Below are 12,171 nucleotides of genomic sequence, written 5' to 3'. Positions count from 1 at the left end.
CCTCTGGGAGGGAGGGACCTGCCGCGATGGGAAAACATTCCTCTGCGGTGACACGAAGTAACAGCAACCGCCGGGCGGTCTATCTGACCGCAGTCGGTCTCCTGGTCATCTCGTTGGGCGCGTTCTTCGTGGTCCGCTCCTTCGGATCCGAAGCCGGCGCCGACGGGTTGCTCGGTGGTGGCTCGTGCGACGACCCCGTCCAGGTCAAGCTGAGCACCACGCCGGATCTCCAGCCGCAACTCGAGTCGGCGGCCAAGTCGCTGGCCGCGAAGGGCGGCGAGGACGGCACTCCGTGTCTGCAGTTCACCATCACCGGCGCGTCCTCCGCGAAGGTGGCCCAGGACCTGGCGTCCGGGTCCGACCAGCGTCCCGACCTGTGGGTCCCGGACTCCTCGCTGTGGGTGGCCCGCGCGGACGACGGGGAGTCGATCCCGTCGATCGCGGTGCCGTCCGTCGCGACGTCGCCGCTGGTCCTGGTCGGCCGCAGCGAGAACTTCGCGAACACCTCGTCGTGGCTCGGTTCCTTCGGCGGTACCCAGCCCGCGCTGCTCGACCCGCTCGGTACGTCCGAGGGCGCGCTGCCGCTGCTCGCGATCCAGGCGGAGCGGGCGAAGACCTCGGCCTCGAACACGCAGGTCGCGAGCGTGCTGGTCCCCCTCGCACAGCGGCTCGGCTCGATGGCCAAGCAGTACACCGAGGTGGACGGTCCGCTCAGCAAGGCGTCCGCCGACGGCAGCAACATCGTCGTCCCGGTCTCCGAGCACAGCTTCGTCAAGTACCAGGAGGACCACCCGGAGGCGCAGCTGAAGGCGATCGTGCCGGGCACCGGGACCCTGGTCCTGGACTACCCGGTCGTGGTCACCGCCCGGTCGAACGCCGAAGCCGTCAGCGAGGCCGGGAAGGCGCTGGCCCAGGAGATGCTGGGCGACGCGGGCGCACAGGCCCGCGACGACGCCGGCTTCCGGGACCACCTGATCAGCCCGCTCGGCGCCGGCCGCGGGGTCGGCGACATCAGCCAGCTGACCAAGCCGACCGCGGCCTCGGTCGACAAGACCCTGCAGAGCTGGGCGACGCTGTCGCTGTCGGCGCACTCGCTGGCCGTCATCGACGTGTCCGGCTCGATGGCCGAGAAGGTGGCCGGCAGCGCCAAGACGCGGATGCAGCTCACCATCGAGGCGGCCGAGAGCGGCCTCAAGCTGTTCCCGGACACCGCCGCGCTGGGCCTGTGGACCTTCTCCACCAAGATCGGCGACGACAGCGCCGACTACCGCAAGCTCGTCGGCATCAGCAAGCTGACCCCGGCGCACCGCGGCCAGATGTTGAGCCAGCTGAAGTCGCAGACCGCCCGCGTGGGCGGCGGCACCGGCCTGTACGACACCGCGATCGCGGCGGTCCGGGAGGTCCGGTCCAACTACGACTCCAGTGCGGTCAACACCGTGCTGCTGTTCACCGACGGCAAGAACGACGACCCGGGTTCGCCGAGTCTGGACAGCGCGATCCAGGCCCTGGGGCGCCTGCGTGACCCGGCCCGCCCGGTCCGGATCATCGCCCTGGGCATCGGTCCGGACGCGGACGCCACCGAGCTCAACCGGCTGGCCCAGGCCACCGGCGGCCGCAGCTACGTGGCCCGCAACCCCACCGACCTGCAGCAGGTCTTCATCGACGCCCTGCAGAGCCGCTGAGCGGACGTGCTCCCTAAGATGTTGGGGAGCACGTCCCCAGGCCAGAGTGGTGGAATGGCAGACACGCCGGCTTTAGGTGCCGGTGCCTTCGGGTGTGAGGGTTCGAGTCCCTCCTCTGGCACCCTTCGCCGAGTCATCGGCCGCGCTTGCGCGCGAGCAACCGGATCGGCCGCTCGAACCACTGGTACGACAGGTAGGCCGCCCCGGCAACCAACGGCACCGTGACCGCGAAGACGTCGACGCCGAAGCGGTGCCCGAGGACGGGGCGGACCAGGTTCGCGGCCAGCATGTGCATCAGGTAGACGCCGTACGAGATCGTGCCGAGCACGACCAGCGGACGCCAGGTGAGCAGTCGATGCAGGCCGGTGTCTTCGCGGACCACGCACGCCACCAACAGGTACGCGAGCAGCAGGAACACGAAGGCGTCCGGCAGCTCGACCTGGATCGCGGCGAGGGTGACTGCGGCGAGGACGGGTGCGGTCCACGGCGCGCCGAAGACTTCGGCCGAGCGTCGGTACCCGATCGGGTGGTGCAGGATCACGGCGGCCGCGGCGCCGAGGAGGATCGGGGCGGCGAGCGAGGCGAGGACGGTCCAGCCGTTCAGGTGGGCAGCGATGTCGAGCGCGAGGAGGCCGGCGAGGCTGATCAGCGGGAGATGCGCCCAGCTGGCCCACCGACCGCGCCCGAAAACCCAACCCAGCAACAGGATCAGCAGCGGTGGCCAGAAGAGATAGAACTGCTCCTCGGTGGCGAGCGACCAGGCGAAGTAGAACGTGACCGAGTCACCGCGCCCGACGAACCAGTTCGACGTGTACGTGGCGAACGCGGGCAGGTTGTGCAGGAACTCCTGCCCACTCCGCGTGTGCCGGGTCATGGCGAGCACCAGCACCGCGTACACCGCGAGCACGGCGTAGTAGATCGGGAAGATCCGCAGTGCCCGCCGCAGGTAGAAGTCGCGTAACGAGATCCGCCCGGTGGCCGCACGTTCGCGGAGCAGCAACGTGGTGATCAGGAATCCGCTGATCACGAAGAAGCAGTCCACCCCGAGGTACCCCCGGGCCGGCAGCCCGCGTCCGTCGTTGAACCCGGCCGTGTGTTGCCAGATCACCGCCAGCACGCTCACCGCCCGCAGACCGTCCAATGCGGAGAAGTGCTTCGTTGCTCGGTAGGTCTCGTAGTTCAGCTCGCCGGTCGTTTCCGGGCGTGCGTCAACCATGCGGTCGTCCCCCTCGATCCCCGAGCCCCCTCGGGATTGCCCCTACTGGGGACGATGCCGACGACGCGACGAAGGTTGCGAAGACCCTAGGCCTGGGTGGTGATGGTGAGTTCGTTGCCTTCGGGGTCGGCGAGCGTGCAGTTGCTGGGCGTACGGTCCAGGATGCTGCCGCCGGCGGCCACGGCTGCGTCGATGCGTACCTGGGCCTGGTCGGACGGGACGGCGAGACTGCAGTGGATGCGGTTGCGCTGCTTCCGCCGTTCTTCGTCCGCTGCGTCCAGGCTCTGGAACATGATGACGGGCCCGAGGCGGCGCGGGTCGTAGATGTCGGTCAGGTCCTGGCGGGGGTCGCGCTCGTAGCCGAGGACGGTCAGCCAGAACGCCTGGACCTCGGCAGTGTCGACCGCGTCGAAGCCCAGCTGGACGAACCGCAAGTTCGCGGGGTCGGCACGAAGCCCGAGTTCGCGAGCGGCCGCCTGGATCCGCCCGGCCAACTCGGCGAACGGGATAACGGCCTCGTACACGCCGTCCTCCCACCGGTCCTTGCCGCTGTCGATCGTCACGCCGGTCGGTCGAATGTCCACCAACAACGGCCACCCAGCGTCCTCGGCCAACTGGGCGACGGCCGTCGCGAGCCGGCTGGCCTGGATCGGCGAGGAGGTCGGGTAGAAGGTCATCGCACCGAACAGCGCCCGCCAGTCCTCGGTCAGCGCCTCCCCCGGAACCACGTCGGCCTCGTTGCCCTCGGCATCAGCCAGCGTGAGCTGGTACGCGCCGTACGGCTCCTGCCCGACCGCGGTCCGGGCCGCCTCCACCGCCTCGGCCGGGCGACCGATGTCGACGTGGATCCGATTGCGCAAAGGCCGCGGCTCGTCCAGCTGCTGGATGGCGAACACGGGATCGCGGCCTGCCGGATCCGCTAGTTCGGTGTCGCCGACCAGGTCGTACCCGAGCGCGGTCCGCCAGAACCCCAGCACCGGAGGTACGTCGCGGGCATCGATCACCACCCGAAACCCCTGCAGTACCGAGGGATCCGCCACCAGCCCAAGCTCCCGAGCCACCTCTGAGATCAGGCGGGCAAGCTCCACCTCATCGCGTTCGAGCACGCCGGGGCGGATCCGCAATCGGACCCCGCCGGCCCGCAGGTCGACGTCCGGAAGAGCCTCGCCCAGCTCCACGATCCGCGCAACCAACTTCGCCCCGGCTGCCAGGGACGGCGCCTCGAACCAGGCATAAGCCCCGCCCTCCAGCACCCGCCAGTCCTCATCGCCTGTCTCCACCCTCCGAGGATAGAGCGCAGGTGCCCCCTAGTGTCGCGTGTAGTTTGTTGATGTGCGCCAGGATGGGATGGCGAATCGACCTGCTGCAGCGTTGGCATTCGTGTGGGTGCTCGGGGCGGGCTGGTGCGGATGTCGCGGTCGTCGTCGAGTCGGGCAGGTCTGGCGCAGCCTGCGCGGATCGTGCTCTTGACGGGCGAGCGAGCGTCCGGCGCTGCAGGTAGTTGCAGTTTGGGAGGGTTGACATGAAGGAGCTTCCACCCGACGAGCAGGCGACAGTGGCGATAGACCTACCCATAGTCAAGGCTTGGATTGAACAGCACCCGGGCGCCAGGGCGCTCGTTCATGTCGACCGGGCGCCCTACGAATCCACCATGGGGCATGTACTTATCGTGGTGACGGTTCCGCGACGACAGGACGTCCGCTGGATTCAGGACGAGCTAACGCCCCTGCTGGAGCGAGCCGACAGACTAAGAGTCCGGCGTTTCCAGCGTTCGCTGGAGGACGCCGAGCGAGTCCAGGAATGGCTACATGCCACACAGCCGGAACCAGGAGGGGCAAGAACGGGGATCTCCTGGTCATACCCGGATCCGGAAAGCGGCCGGCTGCTAGTCGCCCTGGACCGTCGAGACCCTATCTATGCCGCCGAGTTGGAGGCAGCCTCCGGTGGCGTCATAGAAGTCAGACCAGATCCTGAGCAGGTCCATCCGCTGTAGCCATTTGGGCAGCAGTCAGCCAGGTATGGATTTCGGGGAGTTTGTTTGCCATCACCAGGTGCAACCGGTTGTCGGGGTAGGACTTGGCGATATCCGCACCAGGCGCTCCCGATCACCCACATGAAAGCCAACGCAGCTGCAGGTCCACTCGCCATCCCCATCCTGACGCTAACCAACTAACTTCAGGCGACACTAGAACGGGTCGATCGCCAAAGCTATGAAGCGCTGGGCGAGATCGTCGACCCAGGCCGGCGGCGTCCGATGATCCGGCAGCGGTACGCCGGCCTCGCTCCGCCAGAGCGCATCGCCGAGCATGGTGCGCAGATGCCAGGCCATCACCCGCTCGATCACCAGTTCACGGCCGGTGAGCTGCCGATAGTGGTGCAGAGTCGAAGTCAGCAGTTCGACGCCCGGCCCGGTCCCGGGAAACGCCCGCAGGTCGTACTCCGCCTCGGCAAGCCCCGCCGTCTCGAAATCGACAACCACCTGGAGCTTGCCGTCCGCCCAGACCTGGTTGCCACCATGAAGGTCGGCGTGCACCAACACCTGCGTACTCGGCGTCGCGAGCACCTCGTCGGCCCAGTCGCACCATCGCAGGACCGCAGGACGCTGATCGGGACGAACCCACCGAGGGAACTGGTCCCGCAGGACGTCGGTGGTCGCCGGTTGCAGCGACGCCGGGGGCAACTCACCGAGTACGGCCTCGGCCTGGCGCCTGGCCGCCGGAGCGTGCAAATCCCCCAGGAACCGAGCGAGCTGCCGTCCGACCAGGTCACGATCAAGCGAGTCCACGACCTCGAACAACGCCTCACCGGGAACCAGCCGCGTGACGAGGAGTACGGGATCGATGCTGCTAGCAACTACCTCCGGCAGATACGGAACGCCTCCGTCGGCCAAAGCATCCAGCACAGCAATCTCATGCACCACCCGCAAGGCCGCAGCACGAGACCACGCGAACTTCGCCACGTACCGCCCGCCGACCACCGCACTCCCCGCCCACCACAGCGGATCATCCTCACTTAAGCCCGCCCGAACCGAGATCGGCAAACCGGCCAACTCAGGAGCAACCACCCCCAAAGCCTCAGCCACCGCAGCAGGCGACCCCTCCTCGAGCCACCTCACCACAAGCCCGCCGGGAGGCACTGCGGCCTCCGCAGTAGATCGTCCATCCGAGAAGCCCTCATGCCCGCCGAGGCTACTAGTCGTCCAGCCACTCGGCATCCGAACCGTCGCGGTGGTACCCGGTGTTTCCCTTCGGGCCATCTGACGTCGGGCAACTTTGTGCGCGCACTAGTCGCGCTGGCTCGAATTTGTGCACGATTCAGTCGTTTGTGGTGAGTTGGGGTGGCGGATTCGTGCTCAAAGTCGGTGGTGGCGGGGCGGCGGTAGCCGCGTTGGTGGGGCTTGCTAAAGAGTGCTCAGGTACGCGATGCCGCGTGGGCTCAGTTGGTAGCCGACTTCGAGGCTTTGGGTCAGGCCCAGGTTCTTCAGTTTGCGGACGTCGATCTTGAAGCCGGCGGTGTCGCGGCCCAGGTCGGCGGCGAGGTCGGCGGCTCGGGTGGCGGGCTTGGATTCGATCAGGCGCAGGGTTTTCGTGGTCCACGGGCCGGTGCGGCTGAACTCGTCCAGGCGGGCCAGTTTCGCCTGGAGTTCGTCGAGATCCTCACCGCTGAGATCGGCGGTGGCAGCGAGCTCCTCGCGAGGGTCAGCGCCTTCGACCAGGTGGAAGCGGATCAGGAACGTCGGCAGGGATTCGTCACCGCGCAGCCGGCGCCGGACGTCCTTGGCGTTGCGGCGGTCGGCCAGGGTGAGATCGTCGTCGGTGTCGGCGATGAGGTCGGGGTTCACCTCTTTGATGCTCTCGATCTCGATCCGCCCGGCGTTGGTCCGGTACACCCGGCCCGCCACCACGCGCGGCTCGGCCCAGCGGCGGTACGCGACCGTGATCCGGCCCGCGGCGACGCCTTCCGTGTCGGTCCCGGCGAACAGCATCAGGCCCCCAATGCCTTCGCCACGATCGGCGCGATCGCGCGCAGCGCCTTGCCCCGGTGGCTGATCGCGTCCTTCTCCTCCACGGACAGCTCCGCCGTCGTCCGGTCGTACCCCTCGGCGACGAAGAGCACGTCGTACCCGAACCCGTTGCTGCCGCGGAGCTCGCGGCCGACCGAGCCGGGCATCTCGCCCACGACGATCTCGTCCTGGGCGCCGGGACGGCAGAACGCGACGGCGGCGACGAACGACGCCCCGCGGCGCTCGTCCGGGACGTCCTCGAGCTGGCCGAGCAGGAGCACGTTGTTCGCGTGGTTGTCCTTGGCCGGGCCGGACCAGCGGGCCGACAGGACGCCGGGCATCCCGTTCAGCGCCTCGACGCAGATCCCGCTGTCGTCCGCGATCGACGGCAGCCCGGTCGCCGCGACGGCCGCGCGGGCCTTCAGCAGCGCGTTGCCCTCGAACGTCGGCTCGGTCTCGGCCGGTTCCGGGTACGGCGCGACGTCGGCCAGGCCGAGCACCTCGATCCCGGGCACGATCGGGGCGAGGATGCGGCGCAGTTCGTCGAGCTTCTTCTGGTTGTTCGAGGCGAGCAGCACCTTGGTCATGCCAGCGCCTCCTGCTGCAGCCGGGTCAGCTCGGCGCAGCCCGCGGAGCCGAGCTCGAGCAGGCTGTCCAGCTCGCTCCGGTCGAACGGCGCGCCCTCGGCGGTGCCCTGGACCTCGATGAACTTGCCGTCGCCGGTGAGCACCAGGTTCATGTCGGTCTCGGCCCGGACGTCCTCCTCGTAGCAGAGGTCGAGCATCGGGGCGCCGTCGATGATGCCGACCGACACCGCGGCGACCGACCCGGTCAGCGGCTCGCCCTTCAGCGCCTTCTGGCCGCGCAGGTACGACACCGCGTCCGCCAGCGCGACGTACGCGCCGGTGATCGCGGCGGTCCGGGTGCCGCCGTCGGCCTGGAGGACGTCGCAGTCGAGCAGGATGGTGTTCTCGCCGAGCGCCTTGTAGTCGATCACGGCGCGCAGCGAGCGGCCGATCAGCCGGGAGATCTCGTGCGTCCGGCCGCCGATCCGGCCCTTCACCGACTCCCGGTCCGACCGGGTGTTGGTGGACCGCGGCAGCATCGCGTACTCCGCGCTAACCCAGCCGAGGCCGGACCCCTTTCGCCACCGCGGCACGCCCTCGGTGACGCTGGCCGCGCACAGCACCCGGGTCCGGCCGAACTCGACCAGGACCGACCCTTCGGCGTGGTCCAGCCACTTGCGGGTCAGGGTCACCGGCCGGAGCTGATCGGGTTGACGTCCATCGATACGTGCCATGGAGCCGACCCTATGCCTCGATCCGCCGGACCTCCGCATTGGCCGGGCCCCGGTACTGGGTCAGGATCATCCGGGCCGCCCACGGGGTGAGGTCGCCCGCCCGCCGACCGAGCCACGGAACGCCCTCCTTGACCAGCCAGACCGCGCCGAGCGCGGGCAGTTGGTCGGCGGCGACGATCGGGACGGTCGCGCCGCTGGTCGCGTGGTTGGAGAACGTCACACGGTGGGAGCTGCCCAGCGCGTCGGCGAGCAGGCTGGCCCAGCCTCGCCAGCCGTCGCCCGGGCGTGCACCGGCACCGGAAAGTTCGGTCGTGCTGCCGTTCAGCGGGTCCCCGACCCCTACCGTGGTCGAGTCGCCGAGTGCCACATAGTGGAGGCTCACGTTCCGTCATGGTGACGCCACCGAGCGAGTAGGCGGTGAGGTCCAGGTGACCGATCGGGCAGTTCCACGGATCAGACCGATGTTGAAGGCCGCAACTGTTCGGACATAGGCTTTTGCAAACATCTACGTGCAGGAGTAGCCAACGATGACAGATCTTCGGTTCGGTGTGGTCGGACTCGGCGCGCGCAGCTCGCTGGCGCAGCACGCGCACAAGCCGGGCGAGGGCGCCGAGATCGTCGCCGTCTGCGACCCGGTCGGCAAGCAGCGGCAGCAGGCGCTGGAGACGTACCCGGACGCCACCGCGTACGCCGACCACCGGGAACTGCTGGACCTCAAGCTGGACGGGGTCTTCCTGACCACGCCGGACGACCTGCACGAGGACCCCGCGATCGACTTCCTTCGCGCCGGAGTCGCGGTGTTCGTGGAGAAGCCGCTCGCGATCACGACCGAGGGCTGCGACCGGGTGCTGCAGGCGGCGTACGAGACCGGGACCCGGTTGTACGTCGGCCACAACATGCGGCACATGCCGGTGATCCAGCAGATGCGCGAGCTGATCCAGGCCGGCGCGATCGGCGAGGTGAAGGCGATCTGGTGCCGGCACTTCGTCGGGCACGGCGGCGACTTCTACTTCAAGGACTGGCACGCCGACCGCAGCCGGACCACCAGTCTCCTGCTGCAGAAGGGCGCGCACGACATCGACGTGATGCACTGGCTCGCCGGTGGGTACACCACCCGCGCGAACGCGATGGGCGGCCTGGTGCTGTACGGCGGGATCGAGGACCGCGAGGACCGGACCGGGCAGCGGTTCTCCGAGTTCGTCTCGAACGACAACTGGCCGCCGCTGGAGCAGAAGGGCCTGGCCCCGGTGATGGACGTCGAGGACCTCTCGATGGCCAATCTCAAGCTGGACAACGGGGTCTTCCTCACCTACGAGCAGTGCCACTTCACCCCGGACTACTGGCGCAACTACACCGTGATCGGCACGCACGGCCGGCTGGAGAACTTCGGTGACACGGCCGGCAGCGTGATCAAGGTCTGGAACAGCGGCCGCTCCGGGTACCGCGCGGACGCCGACCAGACCGTCGAGGTCAAGAGCGAGGACCGCTGGCACGGCGGCGCCGACCCGCTCCTCGTCGCGGAGTTCACCACCTTCGTCCGTGACGGCGGCGCGACCCTCACCTCCCCGGTCGCGGCCCGCGCCGCGGTCGCCGCAGGGCACGCGGCCACCACGTCGCTGCGCAACGACGGCGCCGCGGTCGACATCCCGGCCCTCCACCCCGAACTGGTCGCGTACTTCGACCGCGGCCAGACGCGAGCCTGAGCCCGACGCCGACCCGCGCCCGAACCCCGCGTCCGACCCACGCCTGACCCGCGCGCCCGAACCCCGCGCCTTAACCCGCGCGCCCGAACCCCGCCGCCGAGATCCCTGGTCGGGCGCGCCCCATTTGAGGGGTTAACCCCCGAAGTGGATGGTTGGCCCACCGAAATTCGGTGGGCCAACCCGTCAGCCGAGAGGTTAACCCCTCAAATGGGGACCAGGGCACGCCCAGGTTGAGCACCTCCGCTGCCGCGGGTCAGGCGAGGAGGCCACGGGTCAGGGGCTCGGGTCAGGGGCTCGGGTCAGGCGGTGCGGGCTCGGACCACCGGCGGCCGCGCGCTCGGCGTACCGGTCGTCCAGGTCTGTAGCCGGACGCTGTCGGACAGCCGGGTCACACCTCGAAGACGGCGCCCGGAGTGGCCGTGGAGACCTGGCCGGGGAACGTGCGGCGGGCGTGGTCGGTCTGGGTGTCGCGGTCGAACCACGGCGGCACGTGGGTGATGACGAGGTGCTTGACGCCGGCCCGTTTCGCCTGCGCACCCGCGTCGGCCGGGGTGAGGTGCAGGTCGGGCGGATTGCGCTGATCGTCGTCCTGCAAGGCCGCTTCGGACAACAGCAGGTCGGCACCGCGGGCCAGCTCGACCAGCGCGTCGGTCGGCCCGGTGTCGCCGGTGTAGACGAGCGACTTGCTGCCGTGCTCGACCCGGATCGCGTATGCCGGGACCGGGTGCACCATCTTCGCGGTACGGACCGTGAAGGGGCCGATCGTCTGGACGCCCAGCCAGGCGTGGAACTCCAGCTCCTCCTCCATCCCCGGGTCGAACGGCAGGTCGTACGCGGACGCCATCCGGGCCGCGGTCCCGGGCGGGCCGTAGACCGGGATCCGGGGAAACGGCGCGGCGGGCGAGTACTTGAGCGCGACGTACAGCCCGCACAGGTCCATGCAGTGGTCGGGATGCAGGTGCGACAACCCGATCGCGCCGATCTCCGGTACGTCGAGCGCCCGCTGCAGGGCACCGAGCGCACCGCTGCCGAGGTCCAGGACCAGGTGGAACCCGTCGGCGCTGACCAGATAGCTCGAGGCGGGCGAGTCGGGCCCGGGGACGGACCCGGAACAGCCGATCACGGTGAGCTTCATGCCGTGAACCATACCGGCGGGTTCGCCCGTCCGCAGGGCACGTTGGGGCGTCGGCGAGGCCTGGATCGGGTTACCTGCCGAGGATTCGCAGCAGTTCAGGGGCCGCCGACAACATCCACCGAGAGACCCGCCACCCGTGCGCTGCCCCGATCAGGCGACCACCCGTCAGCGGATCCAGGCGAACTGGTCGACCGTGTCGATCACCGGGCCGAGGAATCGGGACCCGATCGCGGCGAACTCGCCCGGGTTGCCGGTGGTGACGAAGCGGTGCCCTGGCTCCGGCAGGCTGTCGTCGCGCAGTACGCCGGCCTTGGTGAGCACGCCGTACACGTCCTTGGCGCCCTCCTCCGCGCTGCTCACCAGGGTGACCTCGTCGCCCATCACGTACGAGATCACGCCGGTCAGCAACGGGTAGTGCGTGCAGCCGAGGATCAACGTGTCCACGCCGGCGTCGACCAGGGGGTCCAGGTACTCGTGGGCCGCGGCGAGCAGCTCCGGGCCGGACGTGACACCGGATTCGACGAAGTCGACGAACTTCGGGCAGGCCTGCGTGGTCAGCTGGACCTGCGGGGCGGCGGCGAACGCGTCGTCGTACGCGAGCGAGGCCGCCGTCGAGCGGGTGCAGATCACGCCGACCCGCTGGTTCCTGGTGGCCGCGACGGCGCGGCGGGCGGCCGGCATGATCACCTCGACCACGGGCACGTCGTACCGTTCGCGGGCGTCGCGGAGCATCGCGGCGCTGGCCGAGTTGCAGGCAATGACGAGCGCCTTCACCCCGGCGTCGACGAGGTGGTCGAGACACTCCAGCGCGTACTCGCGGACCTCGGCGATCGTCTTCGACCCGTACGGCTGACGCGCGGTGTCGCCGAGGTACAGGATCGGCTCGTGCGGGAGCTGGTCGAGCACCGCCCGCGCCACGGTGAGTCCGCCGAAGCCGGAGTCGAAGATGCCGATCGGTGCGTCTGCCACGGATCGAACCCTAACCGCTGACGCCGACAGCGGGCTCGGCGCATCCACCGCCGGACCGCCGGACCGGGAACGGGCAGATGCCGAGGTGAGGGCTCCCTGAGCCCGGGGAACGACACGCCGGAGTTATCCACATCTTTACTCTCAGGAATTGCATTGTCACGTG

General features: G+C 69.2%; 12 protein-coding genes and 1 tRNA gene. 4 read left to right on the top strand and 9 right to left on the bottom strand.

Annotated features, from left to right (window positions below):
• Positions 1-47 precede the first annotated feature (47 nt).
• Both FB561_RS17505 and FB561_RS17500 read left to right on the top strand, forming a co-directional pair.
• Complete coding sequence (locus FB561_RS17505) at positions 48-1,682, top strand: substrate-binding domain-containing protein (protein ID WP_238334879.1); 1,635 nt, start codon at positions 48-50, stop codon at positions 1,680-1,682.
• A 40-nt stretch (positions 1,683-1,722) separates the two neighbouring features.
• A tRNA-Leu gene (locus FB561_RS17500) sits at positions 1,723-1,803 on the top strand.
• A 12-nt stretch (positions 1,804-1,815) separates the two neighbouring features.
• On the opposite strand, the gene FB561_RS17495 is transcribed toward FB561_RS17500, so the two are convergent.
• A complete protein-coding gene (locus tag FB561_RS17495; RefSeq protein ID WP_145807946.1) occupies positions 1,816-2,898 on the bottom strand; it encodes an acyltransferase family protein in 1,083 nt (360 codons plus the stop codon).
• An 86-nt stretch (positions 2,899-2,984) separates the two neighbouring features.
• Positions 2,985-4,178: a VOC family protein gene (locus FB561_RS17490; RefSeq protein WP_145807944.1), complete on the bottom strand. Its 1,194-nt coding sequence runs from the start codon at positions 4,176-4,178 to the stop codon at positions 2,985-2,987.
• A 242-nt stretch (positions 4,179-4,420) separates the two neighbouring features.
• Between FB561_RS17490 and FB561_RS17485 the strand changes: the two genes are divergently transcribed.
• The gene (locus FB561_RS17485) at positions 4,421-4,891 is read left to right on the top strand and encodes a hypothetical protein (RefSeq protein WP_145807942.1); all 471 of its coding nucleotides are present in this window, start codon (positions 4,421-4,423) and stop codon (positions 4,889-4,891) included.
• A 192-nt stretch (positions 4,892-5,083) separates the two neighbouring features.
• On the opposite strand, the gene FB561_RS17480 is transcribed toward FB561_RS17485, so the two are convergent.
• From FB561_RS17480 to FB561_RS17460, 5 genes are all read right to left on the bottom strand, one after another.
• The gene (locus tag FB561_RS17480) at positions 5,084-5,980 is read right to left on the bottom strand and encodes an aminoglycoside phosphotransferase family protein (protein ID WP_202880642.1); all 897 of its coding nucleotides are present in this window, start codon (positions 5,978-5,980) and stop codon (positions 5,084-5,086) included.
• Positions 5,981-6,298: 318 nt separating this feature from the next.
• The gene (locus tag FB561_RS17475) at positions 6,299-6,883 is read right to left on the bottom strand and encodes a hypothetical protein (protein WP_145807938.1); all 585 of its coding nucleotides are present in this window, start codon (positions 6,881-6,883) and stop codon (positions 6,299-6,301) included.
• Complete coding sequence (gene rdgB, locus FB561_RS17470) at positions 6,883-7,488, bottom strand: RdgB/HAM1 family non-canonical purine NTP pyrophosphatase (protein ID WP_145807937.1); 606 nt, start codon at positions 7,486-7,488, stop codon at positions 6,883-6,885. The genes FB561_RS17475 and rdgB overlap by 1 nt, the downstream gene beginning before the upstream one ends.
• Entirely contained in the window at positions 7,485-8,201 is a 717-nt protein-coding gene (gene rph, locus FB561_RS17465; RefSeq protein WP_145807936.1) for a ribonuclease PH, read from the bottom strand. The genes rdgB and rph overlap by 4 nt, the downstream gene beginning before the upstream one ends.
• 10 nt (positions 8,202-8,211) lie before the next feature.
• On the bottom strand, positions 8,212-8,583 hold the full coding sequence (locus tag FB561_RS17460) for an SGNH/GDSL hydrolase family protein (RefSeq protein WP_145807934.1): 372 nt from the start codon (positions 8,581-8,583) through the stop codon (positions 8,212-8,214).
• 145 nt (positions 8,584-8,728) lie between these two features.
• On the opposite strand from FB561_RS17460, the gene FB561_RS17455 reads away from it, so the two are divergent.
• Positions 8,729-9,904 (top strand): Gfo/Idh/MocA family protein, encoded by a 1,176-nt coding sequence (locus FB561_RS17455; protein WP_145807933.1) that lies wholly within the window; start codon positions 8,729-8,731, stop codon positions 9,902-9,904.
• A gap of 388 nt (positions 9,905-10,292) precedes the next feature.
• Here FB561_RS17455 and FB561_RS17450 read toward each other — a convergent pair whose 3' ends face one another.
• The gene (locus tag FB561_RS17450) at positions 10,293-11,039 is read right to left on the bottom strand and encodes an MBL fold metallo-hydrolase (protein ID WP_145807932.1); all 747 of its coding nucleotides are present in this window, start codon (positions 11,037-11,039) and stop codon (positions 10,293-10,295) included.
• Positions 11,040-11,204: 165 nt separating this feature from the next.
• Positions 11,205-12,008 (bottom strand): glutamate racemase, encoded by an 804-nt coding sequence (gene murI / locus FB561_RS17445; protein ID WP_145807931.1) that lies wholly within the window; start codon positions 12,006-12,008, stop codon positions 11,205-11,207.
• Between the last annotated feature and the right edge of the window lie 163 nt (positions 12,009-12,171).

The organism is Kribbella amoyensis (assembly GCF_007828865.1).
In the GTDB taxonomy this organism is placed as follows: Bacteria; Actinomycetota; Actinomycetes; order Propionibacteriales; family Kribbellaceae; genus Kribbella; species Kribbella amoyensis.
This window is presented reverse-complemented; position numbering and strand designations above follow the sequence as displayed.

Coding starts and splice junctions, on each gene's coding strand:
- FB561_RS17495 (WP_145807946.1), bottom strand. CDS start 2,898: ATGGTTGACGCACGCCCGGAAACGACCGGCGAGCTGAACTACGAGACC.
- FB561_RS17485 (WP_145807942.1), top strand. CDS start 4,421: ATGAAGGAGCTTCCACCCGACGAGCAGGCGACAGTGGCGATAGACCTA.
- FB561_RS17475 (WP_145807938.1), bottom strand. CDS start 6,883: ATGCTGTTCGCCGGGACCGACACGGAAGGCGTCGCCGCGGGCCGGATC.
- rdgB (WP_145807937.1), bottom strand. CDS start 7,488: ATGACCAAGGTGCTGCTCGCCTCGAACAACCAGAAGAAGCTCGACGAA.
- rph (WP_145807936.1), bottom strand. CDS start 8,201: ATGGCACGTATCGATGGACGTCAACCCGATCAGCTCCGGCCGGTGACC.
- FB561_RS17455 (WP_145807933.1), top strand. CDS start 8,729: ATGACAGATCTTCGGTTCGGTGTGGTCGGACTCGGCGCGCGCAGCTCG.
- FB561_RS17450 (WP_145807932.1), bottom strand. CDS start 11,039: ATGAAGCTCACCGTGATCGGCTGTTCCGGGTCCGTCCCCGGGCCCGAC.